This is a genomic window from Cryobacterium sp. CG_9.6 (genome assembly GCF_029893365.1).
Classification (GTDB): Bacteria; Actinomycetota; Actinomycetes; order Actinomycetales; family Microbacteriaceae; genus Cryobacterium.
On sequence record NZ_JARXUZ010000001.1, the window covers coordinates 791,739 to 812,744 of the forward strand.

Here is a 21,006-nt window from a genome sequence, read left to right on the forward strand (position 1 = left end):
GGCATCCGCTGAACCTGACAATATTCGTCACTTTCCCCAGCGGGGCGAAGGGGAATGCCAAGATGAGGCCATGACTGTTGCCACGACGTCCACATCCGCTTCCTTTTCATACAAGATTGCCGATATTTCGCTCGCGCAGGCTGGTCGACACCAGCTCCGCCTTGCGGAGAATGAGATGCCGGGCCTTATGGCCCTGCGCGCCGAATTTGGAGAGTCTAAGCCGCTGGCCGGTGCACGCATTGCAGGGTCGCTGCATATGACGGTGCAGACCGCCGTCCTGATCGAAACTCTCGTGGCCCTGGGCGCCCAGGTGCGGTGGGCCAGTTGCAATATTTTCTCGACCCAAGACGACGCGGCGGCCGCCATCGCCGTGGGCCCAACCGGAACAGCGGATGCCCCAGCGGGCGTTCCCGTGTTCGCCTGGAAGGGCGAGACCCTCGAGGAATACTGGTGGTGCACCGCGCAGATCTTTGATTGGAGCGCGGAGGCATCCGCTGCGGGGGAGACCTGGACCGGACCGAACCTCATTCTCGATGACGGCGGCGACGCCACCATGCTCGTGCACAAGGGCCGCGAGTTTGAGCTGGCACGGGCCGTCCCCGCGGATTCGGTGTCGGACAGCCACGAGTATGGCGTGATCCTCGCCGCGCTGCGCGTGTCGCTCGCCGCCTCGGCAGACCGCTGGACGCGAGTTGCCGCCGACCTTCTTGGCGTCACCGAGGAGACCACCACGGGAGTGCACCGCCTGTATGAACTTGCCGCCGGTAAGTCGCTGCTCTTTCCGGCGATCAACGTGAACGACTCGGTGACCAAGAGTAAGTTCGACAACAAGTACGGAATCCGGCACTCACTGCCGGACGGGCTGAACCGCGCGACCGACGTGTTGATCGGCGGCAAGGTTGTGTTCGTTGCCGGCTACGGGGATGTGGGCAAGGGGGCGGCCGAGGCCCTGAAGGGTCAGGGCGCGCGAGTGATCGTCAGCGAGATTGACCCGATCAATGCTCTGCAGGCCGCGATGGACGGGTTCCAAGTAGCCCGGCTCGAAAGCGTCGTCGAAGAGGTGGATATTTTCGTCAGCGGAACCGGTAACTTCAACGTCATCCGCACTGAGCACATGCTGCGCATGAAGCATCTGGCCATCATCGCCAACGTGGGTCACTTCGATAACGAGATCGACATGGCTGCCCTCGAGGTGCTGCCCGGTGCCGAAAAGGTTGAGATCAAGCCGCAGGTTGACGAGTGGCACCTGCCGAGTGGCCGCAGCATCCTCGTCCTGTCCGAGGGACGCCTGATGAACCTCGGAAACGCCACCGGTCACCCGTCGTTCGTGATGAGCAACTCCTTCACGAACCAGGTGCTCGCCCAGATCGAGCTCTACTGCTACCCCGAGAAGTACCCGGTGGGGGTCTATGTTTTGCCTAAGTACCTCGACGAGAAGGTGGCCCGACTGCACCTCGACGCGCTCGGTGTGGAACTCACTGTTCTCTCACCCGAGCAGGCCGACTATCTCGGCATCCCGGTCGAGGGTCCCTACAAGGTGGACCAGTACCGCTACTGACGGTTGCGCTCTGCGCCGGTTCCCGTAGCGCTCGTCTGTCCCGCCACCATGTCCCTCACTGGTTCCACGATGCCTGGTCTCGTGGCGTGAAGCGGATGTTGTGGGCCATCTTGGTGCGACCGCGCCCGTTCTGGGTGAGCGCTACGGTTTCCGGTCGGGGGCGCGCCGTCAATCGGTGGCCGCTGCGCCGGTTACCGTAGCGCCCGCCGATTTAGTGCGCCGCGATGAAAGGGTCCGCCGGGTCTCTCGACCGATCGACTGACTGACCCTCCGGCCCGGTTTCGTGGCATGGGAGCGGATGTTGTGGGCCCGGTTGGTGTGGCCGCGCCCGCTCTGGGTGGGCGCTCCGGTTTGCGGTCGTGGGCGCGCGGTCAATCGGTGGCCGCTACGCCGGTTACCGTAGCGTCCGCCGATTGAGTGCGCCGTGGCGGAAACTCGGCGGGTGTGTATGGGCGGCGCGCCCGGGATGCGGGGAATTGGGGCTGGATTTGCGTGGGTGGGGGTTTGACCGTAATCTCATCTAAGTCACCCCACAGGTGCGGAAAGCTGCTTAGCTTTTCGGCCTCATGCGGGACCATTTCTATGCTGTGAAGATAGCCGCTGTTTGCCTTGTGTGAACGTTGTCTTCCGGTTTAGAATTCTATTCCCTCCTTCACTGGTTTCAGGTGAGTGGCGTGGGTTGTGTGGTGTGCTTCGGCGGCCCGGAACACGCGTTGTACTCGGTTTGACACGGGTGAGCGGAGTGGGTAAATTAGACAAGTTGCCTCAGCGAGACCGCCCGATTGGGTGTGAAGCTGGGTGCGTCCGATCCTTGAGAACTCAACAGCGTGCACAATGTCAAATGCCAAAAACCTCGTGATTGTTGTATCCGTTTCTAGCGGGTGCGCAGTCAATGAGATTCCTTTGGAATATGAATTGAAAGTCCTGGTTTCGATCAGGCACTATAACAAAGCAAGTCAGTAATGATTTGTTCTTGCTAGTTTCAAACTTGCAGTTTCTTCGCCTATTCCGGCGGGTTTCTGCACTAGATGGGCGCTCAACTTATTGGGTAGCTATTCAAACATTTACGGAGAGTTTGATCCTGGCTCAGGACGAACGCTGGCGGCGTGCTTAACACATGCAAGTCGAACGGTGATGAGGAGCTTGCTTCTTTGATCAGTGGCGAACGGGTGAGTAACACGTGAGCAATCTGCCCTTGACTCTGGGATAACTGCGGGAAACTGTAGCTAATACCGGATACGACCCTTAGAGGCATCTCTTTGGGTGGAAAGAATTTTGGTCAAGGATGAGCTCGCGGCCTATCAGCTAGTTGGTGAGGTAATGGCTCACCAAGGCGACGACGGGTAGCCGGCCTGAGAGGGTGACCGGCCACACTGGGACTGAGACACGGCCCAGACTCCTACGGGAGGCAGCAGTGGGGAATATTGCACAATGGGCGCAAGCCTGATGCAGCAACGCCGCGTGAGGGACGAAGGCCTTCGGGTTGTAAACCTCTTTTAGTAGGGAAGAAGTGACTGGGTTTTCCTGGAAGTGACGGTACCTGCAGAAAAAGCACCGGCTAACTACGTGCCAGCAGCCGCGGTAATACGTAGGGTGCAAGCGTTGTCCGGAATTATTGGGCGTAAAGAGCTCGTAGGCGGTTTGTTGCGTCTGCTGTGAAAACCCGAGGCTCAACCTCGGGCCTGCAGTGGGTACGGGCAGACTAGAGTGCGGTAGGGGAGATTGGAATTCCTGGTGTAGCGGTGGAATGCGCAGATATCAGGAGGAACACCAATGGCGAAGGCAGATCTCTGGGCCGTAACTGACGCTGAGGAGCGAAAGCATGGGGAGCGAACAGGATTAGATACCCTGGTAGTCCATGCCGTAAACGTTGGGAACTAGATGTGGGGACCATTCCACGGTCTCCGTGTCGCAGCTAACGCATTAAGTTCCCCGCCTGGGGAGTACGGCCGCAAGGCTAAAACTCAAAGGAATTGACGGGGGCCCGCACAAGCGGCGGAGCATGCGGATTAATTCGATGCAACGCGAAGAACCTTACCAAGGCTTGACATATACCGGTAACGGCTGGAAACAGTCGCCCCGCAAGGTCGGTATACAGGTGGTGCATGGTTGTCGTCAGCTCGTGTCGTGAGATGTTGGGTTAAGTCCCGCAACGAGCGCAACCCTCGTCCTATGTTGCCAGCACGTAATGGTGGGAACTCATGGGATACTGCCGGGGTCAACTCGGAGGAAGGTGGGGATGACGTCAAATCATCATGCCCCTTATGTCTTGGGCTTCACGCATGCTACAATGGCCGGTACAAAGGGCTGCGATACCGCAAGGTGGAGCGAATCCCAAAAAGCCGGTCTCAGTTCGGATTGAGGTCTGCAACTCGACCTCATGAAGTCGGAGTCGCTAGTAATCGCAGATCAGCAACGCTGCGGTGAATACGTTCCCGGGCCTTGTACACACCGCCCGTCAAGTCATGAAAGTCGGTAACACCCGAAGCCGGTGGCCTAACCCCTTGTGGGAAGGAGCTGTCGAAGGTGGGATCGGTGATTAGGACTAAGTCGTAACAAGGTAGCCGTACCGGAAGGTGCGGCTGGATCACCTCCTTTCTAAGGAGCACGTGCAGTCCCGTCTGTATACAGCGGAATAAGGCTGCCAGTCACACCAATCCGAACGGGTTGGGTGGCGCTCATGGGTGGAACATTGACATTGATATGAGGACGGTCGTTCTCGAGTTAGTACGCTTTCCGGTGTTTACACGGGGGAGTTGGAGGATTCGGGTTCGGAGAGAGTCATATATGCACGCTGTTGGGTCCTGAGGGACCGGAACATTCCTGGCTTTTGCCGGGGTGGACCTTTCCTCTGGATCCTTTTCTGTTGGCAGTCGCGTTGTAGAGATACAGCCGCCGGCAGTAGGGGATACCGCCCGTACTTTGAGAACTACACAGTGGACGCGAGCATCTTAAATTTGACTCTCTTAGAAGAGCAAATTACAAAGATCTAAGCAATTAGATCATTGGTCAATTTCGATCATCACTTTTTGAGTGGTGATACTTAATCGATTCAAACTCATGTGATTTCAAATTTTTAAGAGCAAACGGTGAATGCCTTGGCATGTAGAGCCGAAGAAGGACGTAGTAATCTGCGATAAGCCTCGGGGAGTTGATAAACGAACTGTGATCCGAGGATGTCCGAATGGGGAAACCCCGCCAGGCCCGTGAGGTGACCTGGTGACTCCCGCCTGAATATATAGGGCGGGTAGAGGGAACGTGGGGAAGTGAAACATCTCAGTACCCACAGGAAGAGAAAACAATAGTGATTCCGTTAGTAGTGGCGAGCGAACCCGGATGAGGCTAAACCGATCATGTGTGATAGCCGGTAGGCGTTGCATGGTCGGGGTTGTGGGACTTTTCAGCCAATTCTACCGAATGGTAAGGGTTAGAGCGTTGTATAGACGAACAGGATTGAAAGCCTGGTCATAGAGGGTGCGAACCCCGTAGTCGAAATGCAGTAATCGCCCGAAGAGTATCCCAAGTAGCACGGGGCCCGAGAAATCCCGTGTGAATCTGTCAGGACCACCTGATAAGCCTAAATACTCCTACATGACCGATAGTGAACAAGTACCGTGAGGGAAAGGTGAAAAGTACCCCGGGAGGGGAGTGAAATAGTACCTGAAACCGTTTGCTTACAAACCGTTGGAGCCAGCTCTGTTCTGGTGACAGCGTGCCTTTTGAAGAATGAGCCTGCGAGTTAGTGATATGTGGCGAGCTTAACCCGAGAGGGGAATGCGTAGCGAAAGCGAGTCTGAATAGGGCGATTCAGTCGCATGTCCTAGACCCGAAGCGAAGTGATCTATCCATGGCCAGGTTGAAGCGACGGTAAGACGTCGTGGAGGACCGAACCCACTTCAGTTGAAAATGGAGGGGATGAGCTGTGGATAGGGGTGAAAGGCCAATCAAACTTCGTGATAGCTGGTTCTCTCCGAAATGCATTTAGGTGCAGCGTTGCGTGTTTCTTGCCGGAGGTAGAGCTACTGGATGGCCGATGGGGCCCAAAAGCTTACTGACGTCAGCCAAACTCCGAATGCCGGTAAGTGAGAGCGCAGCAGTGAGACGGTGGGGGATAAGCTTCATCGTCGAGAGGGAAACAACCCAGACCACCAACTAAGGTCCCAAAGCGCGTGCTAAGTGGGAAAGGATGTGGAGTTGCACAGACAACCAGGAGGTTGGCTTAGAAGCAGCCACCCTTGAAAGAGTGCGTAATAGCTCACTGGTCAAGTGATTCCGCGCCGACAATGTAACGGGGCTCAAGCACGCCACCGAAGTTGTGGCATTGATATTTTTGGTAAGCCGCCACCTTGTGTGGTTGGTTCAGCCGTGTTGATGGGTAGGAGAGCGTCGTGTGGCCAGCGAAGCGGCGGTGTAAACCAGCCGTGGAGGCTACACGAGTGAGAATGCAGGCATGAGTAGCGAAAGACGGGTGAGAAACCCGTCCTCCGAAAGATCAAGGGTTCCAGGGCCAGGCTAATCCGCCCTGGGTAAGTCGGGACCTAAGGCGAGGCCGACAGGCGTAGTCGATGGACAACGGGTTGATATTCCCGTACTGACGAAAAACCGCCCAAGCTAATCCAGTAATGCTAAGTATCTGAATCCCCTAGACCAATCCCTTCGGGGTGAGGCGTGGGGCCTAGCGTACGACCCTATTCTGGTGCGGTTAGCGTATTAACAGGTGTGACGCAGGAAGGTAGCTGAGCCGGGCGATGGTTGACCCGGTCTAAGGATGTAGGGCGAACGATAGGCAAATCCGTCGTTCATGATGCCTGAGACCCGATGGGTAGCCCGTAAGGGTGAAATCAGTGATCCTATGCTGCCAAGAAAAGCATCGACGCGAGGTTTTAGTCACCCGTACCCCAAACCGACTCAGGTGATCAGGTAGAGAATACTAAGGAGATCGAGAGAATCGTGGTTAAGGAACTCGGCAAAATGCCCCCGTAACTTCGGGAGAAGGGGGGCCTGAGGCGTGAACGGACTTGCTCCGGGAGCGTTCGAAGGCCGCAGAGACCAGTGGGAAGCGACTGTTTACTAAAAACACAGGTCCGTGCTAAGTCGCAAGACGATGTATACGGACTGACGCCTGCCCGGTGCTGGAAGGTTAAGAGGAACGGTTAGCCGCAAGGCGAAGCTGAGAATTTAAGCCCCAGTAAACGGCGGTGGTAACTATAACCATCCTAAGGTAGCGAAATTCCTTGTCGGGTAAGTTCCGACCTGCACGAATGGCGTAACGACTTCCCAGCTGTCTCAACCGCGAACTCGGCGAAATTGCATTACGAGTAAAGATGCTCGTTACGCGCAGCAGGACGGAAAGACCCCGTGACCTTTACTACAGCTTGGTATTGGTGTTCGGTGTGGCTTGTGTAGGATAGGTGGGAGACTGTGAAGCTTGGACGCTAGTTCAGGTGGAGTCATCGTTGAAATACCACTCTGGTCATATTGGATACCTAACTTCGAACCGTGATCCGGTTCAGGGACAGTGCCTGGTGGGTAGTTTAACTGGGGCGGTTGCCTCCTAAAAAGTAACGGAGGCGCCCAAAGGTTCCCTCAACCTGGTTGGTAATCAGGTGTCGAGTGTAAGTGCACAAGGGAGCTTGACTGTGAGACTGACAAGTCGAGCAGGGACGAAAGTCGGGACTAGTGATCCGGCAGTGGCTTGTGGAAGCGCTGTCGCTCAACGGATAAAAGGTACCTCGGGGATAACAGGCTGATCTTGCCCAAGAGTCCATATCGACGGCATGGTTTGGCACCTCGATGTCGGCTCGTCGCATCCTGGGGCTGGAGTAGGTCCCAAGGGTTGGGCTGTTCGCCCATTAAAGCGGTACGCGAGCTGGGTTTAGAACGTCGTGAGACAGTTCGGTCCCTATCCGCTGCGCGCGCAGGAAATTTGAGAAGATCTATCCCTAGTACGAGAGGACCGGGATGGACGAACCTCTGGTGTGTCAGTTGTTCCGCCAGGAGCACCGCTGATTAGCTACGTTCGGAACGGATAACCGCTGAAAGCATCTAAGCGGGAAGCCGGCTTCGAGATGAGATTTCCATCCCTTCGGGGGAGAGGCTCGCAGCTAGACTACTGCGTTGATAGGCCGGATGTGGAAGTGGGGACTAAAGACCCATGAAGCTGACCGGTACTAATAAGCCGATAATTTGATAACACTTGAGTTTGAAGAAGCTGCTTTAGCGTCCACTATGTGGTTCTCGATGTACGGTCGAGAACAAACACACTCCCACGGGAGTGTTCTATAACTAAAAAATATAGGTTCGAACCATCGAAAGATGTTTCGGCGGCTATAGCAAGAGGGAAACGCCCGGTCACATTCCGAACCCGGAAGCTAAGACTCTTTGCGCCGATGGTACTGCAGGGGGGACCCTGTGGGAGAGTAGGACACCGCCGGACTTAACTTAGCAACAACAGAAAAGCCACCCCACGGGGTGGCTTTCCTGCGTTAACCCCCACCGGGGCTTGACCAACCAGCAGGTGGACCAGCGACGGGGAACAGCCGCTCCGCTCGCCAACCACGCCTCGACGGCAGACCACCAGAGCGCATACTTACACCTGGGCGAGACGGCGCGATAGCCCCTAGCGGTTAGGAAAGTCGTGGGGGAGGCCGTGCAGCACGGGAGATAAACGATCTAACCGCTCCTTCTCCAGAAGGAGCGCAGCATATTCGCGATCACGACGAACGGCCGCGACGCCCACAAGGAATGCCTCGGCGGGGGCATCCGCTCGAGGTGAAACAAACGGAGCCACTTCAGCTGCGAGTGAGACCGCCAAGCGCTCCCTCGTGGTGGGCGTGAGCTTCGCCGACTGCTGCAGGAACTGCGCTACGCGGCGTGCCAGGGCATCGGGGAGGCGCGCCACATCCACGGTTTGGGACCACGGAAGGAGCGGCAGTGGAACACCGACTACAGGGGGTGCGTATACCGGCACTCGCTCGTGCTGGCTATACGTGCCCGCGAGCAGGTCGCCCATGCGCTGTGAGCGGGCATTGAGCAGTCCCACGGTGGCGGCAAGGCCACCGAGAGTCAGGTAGATTTCCAAAATTCCCGTGAGTGAGCGGATGAATGCATGGCGGAGTGATATTGCTCCGCCGTCCATGCGCACGATTCGAGCCCCAATGGCGAGCTTGCCGAGGGAGCGACCGTGCGTGGCCGTCTCGACGACCATCGGCGCGATCACGATGGAGAACACCACACTCGCGATCACGACTGCCTGCGCCAGCGCGGCATCCGGTGATCCACCAAGGAGAGTGAACGCGGAAAAAATAACGAGGAGAAAGAGGATGCCGTAAGCCGCGATATCGATAGCAGTGCCAGCTCCGCGGAGGATGAGATTCGCCGGCCGCACGTCAAGGGCCACGGCCTCACCCGTGAGGAGGTCCTCAGTGGAGGGCTCGTCACGGTCACCGAACGGTTCTGTGGACTGCGGGCGCTGCACCATGTCTACTATTGAAGCAGATGGATCTTGACGCCTACACGGCTGCACACAAACACGAGTGGAACCGCCTCACCGAGCTTGGCTCACGGCGGCGGCTGTCGGGCGCGGAATCGGACGAACTGATTGAGCGTTATCAGGCGGGCGCGACGCAATTGTCCGCAATCCAGACCACGGCTGGTTCCACGGTGCAGGGTGACCGACTGTCCATCGGATTGTCCCGCGCTCGATTAAGGTTTACCGGCACGAGCGCCAACCTGGTCTCAATGCTGCCCACCTTTTTTGCCCTGCAGTTGCCCGCTGCGCTGTATCGGCTGCGGTGGCTGACCCTGTCCGTCGCCGTAGCGACCTTTGTGATTGCGGGACTGTACGCCGTCTGGGCGTTGAGCGACCCGCAAGTGCTTGCGAATCTGGGCACAGACAAGCAGCTGGCACAGATCGCGAACGAAGACTTTGTGGGCTATTACTCGGACAATCCCGCGGCTTCGTTCACCGGTCTCGTGTGGACGAACAACGCGTTTATCGCTGCGCAGTGCATCGCCTTTGGCATTGTGGGCGTGTATGTCCCGTTTGTTATTGCGCAAAACGCTCAAAGCCTCGGGCTGACCGCCGCGGTCATGTTCTCTCAGGACAAGGGCGACGTGTTCTTTCTGTACATCGCCCCGCACGGCCAGCTCGAACTGACCGCCATTTTCGTGGCCGCTGCCGCAGGACTGCGCATCTTCTGGGCGTGGATTGCCCCGGGTGCTCGCACTCGGGGGCAGGCTCTGGCGGAGGATGCCCGCGCGCTGTTTACCGTGGCCATCGGTCTCGTGCTCGTGTTACTCGTGTCAGGAATTATCGAGGGCTTTGTCACGGCTCAACCGTGGCCGTGGCCGGTCAAGATCGGTATCGGAACGCTCGCGCTGGCTGCTTTCCTCACGTACATGATCGTGGTGGGTGGCCGGGCTACCCGGCTTGGTGAGACCGGCGACCTCGGCGAATTTGAGGCAGGAACCACTCGCATCTACGCTGCGTGAGTAGGCGATGTCGCGGGGTTTCGACACGCGCCCTAGCTGTACTGAGTCATGAGGTTGGTGACACTCGGCTGAGCGGTGTCTGTCCGATTCCAGTGTGGATGCGTTCAGTGTTGTAGAAGTTGAGCCAGGGCGCAAGGGCTTGGGCGCGTTCGTGGTTGCTGGTGTATTTGCGGGCGTAGGCCCATTCGGTGGCGAGGGTGCGGTTCAGTCGTTCGACTTTCCCGTTCGTCCAGGGGCAGTGCGGTTTGATGAAGCGTTGCACGGCCCCGATCTTCGCGACGGCTTCTTTGAATGCGGTCGAGTTTCGGTAAGCGAAGGCATTGTCAGAGATGACGCGTTCAATCTGGGGGATGCCGTTTGCCGCGAAGAAGGCTGCGGCACGTTCGAGGACACCAGCAGCGGTGATGCCCTTCTCGTCGGGCTGGATTTCGGCGTAGGCGAGGCGGGAGTGATCGTCGATGACCGCGTGGACGTAGTCAAATCCCACGCGCCGAGACCCCTTTCGATGATTGCGGGGACTTTGGGTGGGGTCAGCGCGCCACCCGCCACCGTTCGGGATGCAGCCGAGTTTCTTCACGTCGATGTGTACCAGTTCGCCTGGCCGGTCGCGTTCGTAGCGTTCTGCGGTGGCGCGTGAAGATCGGATGACCGCGCCGGTGACGGGGTCCAGCCACGACAGGGGTGGGAGGTCGTAGCGAGTCAGTATTCGCGACACGGTCCGTGCTGGCACTCCCGTCACCGCCGCGATGCGCAGGGGCCCATTCCGCCCCAGGAGACGGGCAACAACAACTTTCGCTTCTTGCGGAGCACTGGTCTTCGTCGGGCAATGGTGTGGCCGGGACGAGCGGTTCAGGAGCCCCGCGGTGCCCTCAGCGTGGTGCCGGTTAATCCAGCGGTGAGCGCATTGACGCGAGATGCCGAGCTCTTTAGCGACGTGTGAGACAGGGCGCCCGTCATTGATCACTCTGTCAATCAGTAAGGCCCTCCCATGAAGGGTCAAACGGGTATTAATGTGGGGCATGAGAACCTCCGTTTTCGTGGCGACTTTGACATCACCACTGAAACCGGAGGTTCTCCTTTTTTCAACCCCGAACTGTCACCAACCTCTCGGCTCAGTACACCTAGCGGGCACTGCTCAACCAGCGAGAGGGGGTGAGCGTGCGGGTTCGGTTGTCGAGATTGTCGCGACACGACACGCGCCCTAGCGGGCACTGCTCAACCAACGGATGCGGGGCGAGCAGGCGACCAGCGGGAGGGGGCTAGAGGCGGCCGGTGGCCTTCAGGAGGATGTAGCGGTCGGCGAGAGCAGGGGGCAGGTCGGCGGGGGAGCCCGTGACCACCTCGCCGCCCAGTTGCCGGATGGCGGCCGAGACCCGCGCCACATCGAGCATGGCTCGCTCGGCCGCAGCCGCCCGGTACACCTCGCTGCGCGTGGAACGTTGGGTGATGGCATCAGCTGCCACGGGGTCGATCACCGAGGCGACAACGACCGTGTGGCGGCGCGTGAGCTGCGGCAACATCGACAGTAAGCCAGTGGATGCCGCGGCAGCGTCGATCGATGTGATCAGCACGACGAGCGCGTGCTGGCTCGTGATGCTGCGAATCTGCGCCGGCACCCCCGCCCAGTCCATCTCGATGAGTTGGGGCTCGATCAGCGCCATCGTGTCCACCATTTGCGAGAGCAGAGCCGCGCCCTTGGCGCCGGCTACCCGACCGCGAACCCGGCGGTCGAAGGCCAGAAAATCAACCCGATCGCCCGCCGGTGCGCCCAGGGCCGCGAGCAGCAGGCTCGCCTCGAAGGCGGTGTCCAGGCGCGGCTCATCGTCAATGCGCACGGCCGAGGTGCGTGCGGTGTCGATGAGAATCACCACGCGGCGGTCGCGTTCGGGCCGCCAGGTGCGCACCATCACGTCGTTGCGGCGAGCCGTGGCGCGCCAATCGATGGAGCGCACGTCGTCGCCGCGCACATATTCGCGCAGGGAATCGAACTCGGTGCCCGGACCGCGCACCATCACGCTGGTGCGTCCGTCGAGTTCCTTGAGACGCTGAATACGAGACGGAAGGTGTTTGCGGGAATTGAAGGGCGGCAACACGCGGATGCTGCCGGGTGCGCCGAGCGTGGCCTGCCGCTTCCACAGGCCGAGGGGACCGTGTGAACGCACCGTCACCTGGCCGACGCGGCGTTCGCCCCGGCGAAAGGGGGTGAGGTTCACGGCCAGGCGCCGGCGTTCACCCGGCGGGATGGAGACGGTTGACCGGTTGTTTCCGGCACCGGCAGACGGCTGCCAGGCATCCCGAATGACAGCGTGCAGGGGGCGGCGACCCGTGTTGGTGACGAAGAGTTCGCTGGTGACCGTTTCGCCGAGACGCACGCGGGAGGGAAGCACTCGCTCAAGGCGAAGCGACCGTGGTGAGGCCGCACGCAGCACATCGAGGGTTCCGAGCAGAGCCGTCAGGAGCAACCACGCTCCGAGCACGGCAAACGCCCGCCCCAGAGTGCTGCCGAGCAGCACCACGGGGATGACGCCGAGCGCCACCAGCACCACATACCGACCAGAGACTGTCATGGCTTAGATCGGAACCTGCACCTGCTGCAGCACCCCGCGCAGGATCGCATCGACGGAAACACCCTCAAGTTCGGCCTCGGGCTGCAGCACGATGCGGTGCCGCCACACCGGCAGCACCATGGCCTGCACATGGTCGGGGGTGATCGACTCGTAGCCGCTGAGCCAGGCCCACGCCTTGGCTGCGGCTAGCAGAGCCGTGGTGCCGCGGGGGCTCACTCCGAGCTTGACCGAGGGACTGCTGCGCGTAGCCCGGGCAAGGTCAACGACGTAGGCCAGAACGTCGGCGCTCGAGCCAACGGATGCCGCGGCCGCCTGAGCCGAGGCCAGCTCGGCTGCTCCGAGCACCGGGGTCACCCCCGCGCCGGCCAAATCCCGAGGGTTGAAACCGGCGGCGTGGCGGCGCAGCACCTCTACCTCGTCGTCGCGCGCCGGCACATCCAGAACGAGCTTGAGGAGGAACCGGTCGAGCTGCGCTTCCGGCAGCGTGTACGTTCCCTCATATTCGATCGGGTTCATGGTGGCCGCCACGATGAATGGGGTGGGCAGCGGGCGGGCTTCCCCGTCCACACTCACCTGACGTTCCTCCATCGCTTCGAGCAATGCGGATTGGGTCTTCGGGGGCGTGCGGTTGATCTCATCAGCCAGCAGGATATTCGTGAAGACGGGCCCGGCTCGAAACTCAAACTCGCCCGACTTTGCGTCGTAAATCAGGGAGCCGGTCACGTCGCCCGGCATGAGGTCGGGTGTGAACTGGATGCGCTTTGTGTCGAGGCTGAGCGCGTGGCTGAGCGTGCGCACCAGCAGTGTTTTCGCCACACCCGGCACGCCTTCGAGCAGCACGTGTCCCTGTGCCAGCAGCGCGATAATCAGTCCGGTGACGGCACCGTCCTGCCCCACGACGGCTTTGCCAACCTCGGCTCGAACCCGGGTGAGGGACTCGCGCAGGGAATCGGTGCTGATGTCGCTGGTGGAAGTGGTCATGAGTCCATTCTGCCGTGAGGCGGGAGGTCGCGAGTCGCGGAGTCCTGCGGCGGGGTGCCGGCGGCACCGGGTGTGGTGGCGGCCTTTGTGAGTGCTTCGAGGTGGTGCAGGCGTTCCGCGAGCCGCATCAGATCCGCATCATTCAGCGGATGCTCCTGCTCGAGCACACCACGCACCTCAGCAACCGAGAGGCCCGTGAGCGCGGCCACGCCGTGCACGATGTCGTCCACCCGGGCGCTCCGCCCGAGGCCCACCTGTCGGGCCAGGCGCTGCAGCGTTCCGATCCGCAGGGCATCGAGGGCGCGCAGGCGGGTATTTCCCCGCGCGTAGAGGCGCGCTCGTCCCTCCATGGTTTCGCTCGCCTTCACGGTGACCGGCAGGTTTTCGGCCACGAGGGGGCCGAAACGTCGACCGCGCCAGAGTGCGGCGGTGACGGCCACAAGACCCAGCAGAATGATGGTGGGAGTCAGCCAGCCCGGGGACAGCTCGCCGATTGAGGGCGGACCGGTGCGCGCAATGTCCGCCAGCGTGGGCAAGTACCACACAACGGTGTCACCGGACCCGAGCAGATTGAGGGCGAGGGCCGCGTTACCGAAGTCGCCGATCGCCTCGTTGCTAAAGACCGACGTGTCGGGCACGAAGGTCATCGTGCCGTCCGCAGTGGTGCGTTCCACCAGGGAAAATGTGCTGTCGCTGCTCGGAAAACATCCCGTGAGCACTGCGTCCGAGGCGGGGACGCCCGTGGGAATGCCGAGAGTGTCGCCGCCCGGTGACAGCGAACCTGCCCGAGTCGCCGCCGGCACCGCGCACTGTGCGGTGAGGGAGCCGGCTGTTGATGCCCCACCGAATCCGATGTCGGGGGCCAGCGCCTGTAACGCCAGAAAGTCAGGCGCAGCAATCACGGTGCGCGGTGCCAGCGCACCCATCGCGGTGAGGCCGGCGGAATCGAGGTAGCCGTCACCGTCAAAAAAGAAAAGCGTAGCGGCATCCGCTTGCCGGGTCGCCGCGCGTGCCTCATCGAGGGTGTCGACGGGCACAACCGTGACATCCTGTGCGCGAAGCACCTCTACCAGAGCCATGGCACCGGTCGGTGCCGGGCTGGTGGCCGCCAGGGGCACGCCCGAGGCTGCTCCGCCCCCGAGCACCGCGACCACGAGGGTCACGAGCGCTGCGCCGACGGCGGCGATGATCCAGAACCGGCCCCGACGAAGCGTCGCGCGCACGGTGGGTGTCAACGCGATCGCATTGTCGGCGTTCGCGAGCGGATGCCGCTCCGTCACGGCCACGCCGCTCATGAGTCCACCCGTTCGATGGGGGTTCCGGCGGAGGAAAGCACCACGGGGGCCACGCCGCGAAGGTCATTCTCGAGCGATTCGAGAGTGCGAAAATCGTTCTCTGCCCCGGCCACGCCGAGGTACCGCACGCGGTCGAAGATGTCGGCGGCGTCGAGCAGCCGGCGGCGCTGGGCCGGGAAGGCGGTCGCCGCATTTTCGGCAAAACCGTGCGCGGTCGTCCCCGGCGTCACGCTCACCACCGTGCGCTCGAACAGGTCGGCGGCAAGTGCACGAAAGATCTCCTCCGCGGCAAGGTTCCAGTCCCCGGCCTGGACCGCGGCTTGGGCAGCACGTCGCATCTCGGCGGCGCTCCGTCGATCGCCCACGCCGAACAGGTCGGTCGTTGCCCGTGCACGTCGGCGATTTCGGCGGGGAGCCCCGAAGATCAGCCACGCGGCACCGAGTGCGGCGAGCACAATGACCACCGTAACCACGGCCACCCAGCCGCCCCAGCCGCTGCCGTCGGGAGCTTGCAGTGAGCCGAGCCAGTCGAAGAAAGACTGCGAGAGGCGGTCGAACCAGGTGGGCCGCGCCGCCTCGTACTGCGGCTTCAGCAGCTCATCCTGCAGCAACCGCTGAGCCTCGGGGCCATCGGGCGTCACCGGAATCTCGCCCGGCCAGAATGCAGCAGGACCCATCATGCCTGGGCGGTAACGCGCGCGGTGAGGTACGGATCGGCCACATCGGCCCCCGACTGAGCACTCTCCACATAGCGCGCGAGCTCCAGGTCGAGACCCTCCGTGCGCATGCGCAGATCGATGTAGATAAGGGCAAGGGTGGCCGAGGTGATCACGGAACCGATCGCTCCAGCCACAAGCGACACCGCAATGTTGGCGGCGTATGCCAGAGCGGCCGGACCAAAGGCATCGAGCGCTGCCGTGGGGTCAATGAGCGACATCAGCCAGGTAAAGGCGAGCGTGAAGGGCGTCGTGACGATGGTCACGAGCGTATTCACAATAATCGTCACGAGCGCGAGCACCCCGAAGGTGCGCCAAAAATATCCTCGGGTGAGTGTCCACGAGCGCCGAATCGCGGCCCGAACACTGAGTCGCTCGAGCACAATCAGGCTGGGCACAACAGATGTCTTCGTCCAGATCCACAGAACGGCCGCCACATACCCCAGACCGCCGACGATACCGGTCACAATGGCCAGGGTGATTCCGAGCGTGTCACCCAGAATGACAAACAGCACCACGATGCCCACAAGCACCGCGAGAGCACCGATCAGCGCAGCGGTGAGCAGCAGCGTCCAGAGCACGAGTGTCCAGAGGCGCGGTCGTGCTGCTTTCCAGAGCCGGCGCATGTTCAGTTTCTCGCCGAGTGTGCCGCGCGCCACCTCGGTGACGATCACGCCCTGCAGCAGGGCCGACGCAATCACGCTGAGAAAAAGCGGGATCAGGGCGGAGAGCACGATGAGGAGGATGCCGCCCGCTTCGACCTCGGCCTGCTGGTCTGTGGGTGCGCTGGAGATGCGGTTGACCACCCAGAAGGTGACGGGGCCGACAATGGCGATGCTGGCGAGCAGGATGACGCCCTGAATGAGGAGGGCACTCCCAAACGTGGCTCGCGGGTTGCGCCGGAGCACCTGAAATGGCGCAAACATCAGAGTGCCGAAGGCGAGCGGGCGCAGCGGAATCAGGCCGGGTTTGGGCGGGGGCAGCCAACCCGGGGGCGGCCCGCCGAGGGCGGGGCCAACGGGCGGCACGGGCGGCATCGATGAACTCGGTGCGGCGGGTGGGCCGGTGGGGGGCACCTCCGGAGGCGCTCCGAAAGTGGGCGGTTGCCAGTTCTTCGGATCGGTCACAACTCCAATGCTGGCACACCTCGACGCAGAGCGCGCTTTCATGCAGTCTCGACTATTCTTAGCACCGGAATGGACTACTCACCGGGCAATCCGAGGCAGTAGGGGGTGGCGCTTCGGCGTTGACGCAGCATGACGCGCACGATGATGGCAAAGAGAGAATAATGACCGCACGTATTTTAGTTGTCGATGATGACACCGCGCTGTCCGAGATGATCGGTATCGTGCTTCACAGCGAGGGGTTCGAGCCGAGTTTCTGCGCCGATGGCGCCCTCGCGCTCGATGCCTTCTGCACGCTCAAGCCCGATCTGGTGCTTCTTGACCTGATGCTTCCCGGCATTGACGGTATCGAGGTGTGCAGCCGCATTCGCGCCGAGTCCGGGACCCCCATCATCATGCTGACGGCTCGCACCGACACAACGGATGTCGTGCGTGGGCTTGAATCCGGCGCCGATGATTACATGGTCAAGCCGTTCAACCCCAAGGAACTGGTGGCGCGCATTCGCACGCGCCTGCGACCGGCATCCGCTGTCTCCACCCTCACCCTGCAAATTGGCGACGTTGTCGTCGATGCGGCGGGCCACGAGGTGAAGCGCGGGGATCGCACGATCAACCTGACCCCGCTCGAATTTGATCTGCTGCTGGCCCTCGCCTCCAAACCCCAGCAGGTATTCACCCGCGAGATGCTGCTCGAGCAGGTGTGGGGCTACCACTACAAGGCCGACACACGCCTCGTGAACGTGCATGTGCAGCGACTGCGGGCCAAGGTCGAAGAAGACCCGGACAACCCGAAGATCGTGATGACCGTGCGCGGCGTGGGGTACCGGGCCGGCTCGGTCGGCTAGGCCGTCGATGGCGCTCACATCGGGAACGGATGTCACCTGGCGTTCGCGACTGCAGGTGCGTAATTGGCGTTACTGGCGATCCTGGCCCCGCGCCGTGGTCACGTCGTGGCGCGCCTCGCTGCACTTTCGAACCGTCACCATCTCGGTCGTGCTCTCGGGTGCGGCGATCCTCGTGGTGGGCGTCTACATGTCCGTCAGCATCGGTAATGACCTGTTTCAGTCACGGCTCAACCAGGTGCTGCTCGACTCCAACCGTGCCACCACCGCGGCCCAAGGAATCCTGGACGCCTCCGATGCGGTGGATCGCGTGCAGGTTCAGGCGCTCCTCGGTTCAGCACGCACGTCGATCACCGCCGCATCGTCCTCTCGATTGATCGCCGTACTGCGGGTGCCCGGTCAGGAAGTGTCCACCGTTGCGGCGCAGGACTCCTCCACATTTGGTCAGGCAACGGGCGCGGTCTCCAGCGACCTGCGCAGTGCGGTGCAGGAAAGCTCGGGCGAGCAGTTTTGGCAGTCCGTGACCCTCACCGACGAACTCGGTGCCGAGATTCCCGGCATTGTGGTGGGGTCTCAACTCACGGTTCCGGTTGCGGGACGCTACGAGCTCTACATCGGTTACAGCCTGCAGGACTCCGAGGCGACGCTGCTTTTCGTGCAGCAGACGCTCGGCTTCGCCGGTCTGGCCCTCGTGCTGCTCATCGGCGGTGTCAGCTGGGTGATCGTGCGCTTCGTGGTGACACCCATTCGCGTCGCCGCCGAAACGAGTGAAAAGCTCGCCAGCGGTGACCTGGCGGTGCGCATCCCCGAGAAGGGTCAGGATGAGATTGCCACGCTGGCGCGCTCGTTCAATGGAATGGCTGACAGTCTGCAAAGTCAGATTAAGAAGCTGGCCGACCTCTCTGAGGTGCAGCAAAGATTTGTGTCGGATGTCTCGCACGAGCTGCGCACTCCGCTCACCACCATCCGCCTCGCCGGAGACGTGCTCTACGACCAGCGGGCGAGTTTTCCGCCCGCCACGGGACGAACAGCAGAGCTGCTGCACACTCAGGTGGAGCGCTTTGAGGTGCTGCTGAGCGATCTGCTGGAGATCAGCCGGTATGACGCCGGATCGGTGGAACTAGAAAGCGAGCCCACCAACCTGGTTCACCTGGCGGAAGATGCCATCGAAGGCCTGCGGGCCCTCGCCGAATCCAAGGGCAGCGACCTCAGGCTGGTGGCTCCGGGTGGGTACTTGAACGCCGATGTGGATCCCCGGCGTATTCGGCGCATCCTGCATAATTTGGTGGGTAACGCAATCGAGCACGGCGACGGAAAGCCCGTGGTCATTTCCGTCGACAGCAACACTGATTCCGTGGCCATCGCCGTGCGTGACTACGGCCTCGGAATGAGCCAGAGCGAGGTGGCGCACGTGTTCGACCGCTTCTGGCGGGCCGACCCGAGTCGCAAGCGCACCATTGGGGGGACCGGCCTCGGGCTCTCGATTGCGCGTGAAGACGCCACCGTGCATAACGGGTGGCTGCAGGTGTGGGCCTCGCCGGGTCACGGCGCGTGTTTTCGTCTCACCCTGCCGCGCGTTCAGGGCGGAGTGCTCACGTCATCGCCGATTCCGCTGCCGCCCATTGACGCCACAGAGGCGCTCGGTGACCTCGGACCTCATCATGGGATGACGGAGGGCCTTCATGCGTAGCGTACCCACGAGGGCCACTCGCATCGGCCGTGCCCTGGCCGCGGTGATGGCCGCCGTCGTCGTGCTCAGTTCGTGTTCGGGCATTCCCCGCGAGGGCGAGGTGCGTGCCGGTCAGGCGAACGTCGTCGACGAGAGTCCGAACCAGGTCTTCCTGCCGTCCGGGCCGCAGCCCGACGCCAGCATCGAAGCAATTCTGCTCGGATTCATCGACGCAGCGTCGAGCCCCGAGAGCAACTACGAAATTGCGCGCGAATTTCTCACCACCAGTTTCAGTGCCGAATGGGACCCGACCGCCGGAGTGATCGTGGATCAGGGCACCGGACGCATCGCCACCGCACAGGACGAGACAACGGTCCAGGTGACCGTGTCGCCGATTGCTGAGGTGAGTTCCATTGGGGAATACCGGGAGTCCGATTCGACACCGGTGCCGCTCGGCTACCAATTTCGTCAGGTAGACGGGCAGTGGCGCATCCAGGCCGCCCCCAACGGAACCGTGATCGACGAAACGACGTTTAACGACGTCTTTAGTGCGTCCTCTCTCTATTTCTTCGACCCGGGGTTTGGAACCCTGGTCCCCGACGTGCGCTGGTTCCCGCGGGGGGCATCCGCTCCCACCAAGATTGTCAACGCGGTGCTGGCCGGACCGAGCTCCTGGTTGGCTGGAGCCGTGGCCACCGCGTTCCCCAGCGGAACCAAGCTCACCGCCGACGCGGTGCAGGTGGTGGGACGCAACGCCATGGTTGACCTCAACAGTGAGGCGCTGAACGCGGACACCATCACGCTTGAGCGGATGAAGGCTCAGCTGGACGCGAGCCTGTCATCGGGGATGAACGTGGAGATCACGATCGATCAGAACCCACAAGACATTGCGGATCTCGGTTCCGACGTGCTCACCGTGGATCCGCGTGTTGATGCACGGGCCCTGATCTTGCGTGATGGTTCCTTTGGGTTCCTCGCGGCCAGCGGGCAGGTTGTGACATCGATCGATGGCCTCTCTTCGGCCATCGAGGGGTTGTCGCCGACCGCCGTGACCCTCGGCGCAGGCCAGAAGGCGGCCGCAGTCCGTGGGGCGGGTGGAGTCTGGCGCGTGCCCGCGGGAGATGATCCCGTGCTCGTCGACTCCCGCTCCGGCCTCATCGCCCCAACGATCGACCGCGACGGGTATGTCTGGTCGGTCCCCATGGATGATCCCAGCGATATTCTCGCCACGGGCCCCACGACCGCATCGTCGTCGGTGGTGGCGTCCCCGTGGCCCGAGGCAACGACCATTCAGGCCATGAAGGTGTCCCGCGATGGCACACGCATCGTGGCGGCGTACACCGTGGGTGCCGAGCCTCGTCTGGCCGTGGTGGGAATTCTGCGCAAAGACGGTGTGCCGATCGGACTCACCGCACCCCTGCAGCTCACAGCAGATTCCATTCCGGCCATCGATGTGGCCTGGGTTGACGAGGTCACCGTCGCCTCGCTCAGCACACTGGCAACGGGGGCGATGCAGATCACCGCCCGCGAGATCGGTGGGGTGAGCGTGGTCCTCGAATCGCCACCCGAAGCGGTGGAGCTGTCCGGGAGCAATTCCTTGCGAGACCTGCGAGCACTCACCTCATCGGGCGGGTTACACATGCAGCGTGGTGTGGGCTGGCAGAAGCGTTTGGAGGGCGTGAGTGTGCTCGCCACCCAGCAGGGCATAGCGGGGTAACGGTTCCTCCCCAGGGCGCCGCACACTCACCGTTTCCCGGATCC

General features: G+C 61.6%; 12 protein-coding genes and 3 rRNA genes. 8 read left to right on the forward strand and 7 right to left on the reverse strand.

The genetic code is table 11. The features are described 5' to 3' along the window. Positions 1-70: 70 nt before the first annotated feature. The 4 genes from ahcY (at position 71) to rrf (ending at position 7,994) form a co-directional block, all read left to right on the forward strand. Positions 71-1,558, forward strand: a complete 1,488-nt coding sequence (ahcY, locus tag H4V99_RS03650; RefSeq protein ID WP_280675624.1) for an adenosylhomocysteinase — start codon at positions 71-73, stop codon at positions 1,556-1,558. A gap of 1,063 nt (positions 1,559-2,621) precedes the next feature. Continuing rightward, positions 2,622-4,156 (forward strand): 16S ribosomal RNA (locus H4V99_RS03655). Positions 4,157-4,624: 468 nt separating this feature from the next. Next, positions 4,625-7,752: ribosomal RNA gene (locus H4V99_RS03660) — 23S ribosomal RNA — on the forward strand. Positions 7,753-7,877: 125 nt separating this feature from the next. Then, positions 7,878-7,994, forward strand: a 5S ribosomal RNA gene (gene rrf / locus H4V99_RS03665). Together the 16S, 23S and 5S rRNA genes form the textbook arrangement of a ribosomal RNA operon. 183 nt (positions 7,995-8,177) lie before the next feature. Here rrf and H4V99_RS03670 read toward each other — a convergent pair. Further along, on the reverse strand, positions 8,178-9,038 hold the full coding sequence (locus H4V99_RS03670; RefSeq protein WP_280675626.1) for an RDD family protein: 861 nt from the start codon (positions 9,036-9,038) through the stop codon (positions 8,178-8,180). 17 nt (positions 9,039-9,055) lie between these two features. Here H4V99_RS03670 and H4V99_RS03675 point away from each other — a divergent pair, with 17 nt between their 5' ends. Continuing rightward, entirely contained in the window at positions 9,056-10,051 is a 996-nt protein-coding gene (locus tag H4V99_RS03675; RefSeq protein WP_280675628.1) for a stage II sporulation protein M, read from the forward strand. Between the two features lie 46 nt (positions 10,052-10,097). Here the strand turns inward: H4V99_RS03675 and H4V99_RS03680 are convergent, their stop codons facing one another. The 6 genes from H4V99_RS03680 to H4V99_RS03705 form a co-directional block, all read right to left on the reverse strand. Next, on the reverse strand, positions 10,098-11,072 hold the full coding sequence (locus tag H4V99_RS03680; protein WP_280675630.1) for an IS481 family transposase: 975 nt from the start codon (positions 11,070-11,072) through the stop codon (positions 10,098-10,100). 238 nt (positions 11,073-11,310) lie between these two features. Then, a complete protein-coding gene (locus H4V99_RS03685; protein ID WP_280675632.1) occupies positions 11,311-12,618 on the reverse strand; it encodes a DUF58 domain-containing protein in 1,308 nt (435 codons plus the stop codon). Positions 12,619-12,621: 3 nt separating this feature from the next. Continuing rightward, positions 12,622-13,599: a MoxR family ATPase gene (locus tag H4V99_RS03690; RefSeq protein WP_280675633.1), complete on the reverse strand. Its 978-nt coding sequence runs from the start codon at positions 13,597-13,599 to the stop codon at positions 12,622-12,624. Continuing rightward, on the reverse strand, positions 13,596-14,894 hold the full coding sequence (locus H4V99_RS03695; RefSeq protein WP_280675635.1) for a DUF4350 domain-containing protein: 1,299 nt from the start codon (positions 14,892-14,894) through the stop codon (positions 13,596-13,598). The genes H4V99_RS03690 and H4V99_RS03695 overlap by 4 nt, the downstream gene beginning before the upstream one ends. Then, positions 14,891-15,574, reverse strand: coding sequence for a DUF4129 domain-containing protein (locus H4V99_RS03700; protein ID WP_280675637.1), 684 nt, complete (start codon positions 15,572-15,574; stop codon positions 14,891-14,893). Before H4V99_RS03700 ends, H4V99_RS03695 begins: the two co-directional genes overlap by 4 nt. Next, positions 15,571-16,737 (reverse strand): hypothetical protein, encoded by a 1,167-nt coding sequence (locus H4V99_RS03705; protein WP_280675639.1) that lies wholly within the window; start codon positions 16,735-16,737, stop codon positions 15,571-15,573. The genes H4V99_RS03700 and H4V99_RS03705 overlap by 4 nt, the downstream gene beginning before the upstream one ends. Positions 16,738-16,898: 161 nt before the next feature. Between H4V99_RS03705 and mtrA the strand changes: the two genes are divergently transcribed. The 3 genes from mtrA to H4V99_RS03720 are packed head-to-tail and all read left to right on the forward strand — an operon-like array spanning position 16,899 to position 20,962. Continuing rightward, complete coding sequence (mtrA, locus tag H4V99_RS03710; protein WP_280675641.1) at positions 16,899-17,579, forward strand: MtrAB system response regulator MtrA; 681 nt, start codon at positions 16,899-16,901, stop codon at positions 17,577-17,579. A 7-nt stretch (positions 17,580-17,586) separates the two neighbouring features. Beyond that, positions 17,587-19,266: an MtrAB system histidine kinase MtrB gene (gene mtrB, locus H4V99_RS03715; RefSeq protein ID WP_280675643.1), complete on the forward strand. Its 1,680-nt coding sequence runs from the start codon at positions 17,587-17,589 to the stop codon at positions 19,264-19,266. After that, positions 19,259-20,962 (forward strand): LpqB family beta-propeller domain-containing protein, encoded by a 1,704-nt coding sequence (locus H4V99_RS03720; protein ID WP_280675645.1) that lies wholly within the window; start codon positions 19,259-19,261, stop codon positions 20,960-20,962. Before mtrB ends, H4V99_RS03720 begins: the two co-directional genes overlap by 8 nt. The last annotated feature ends 44 nt before the right edge of the window (positions 20,963-21,006 follow it).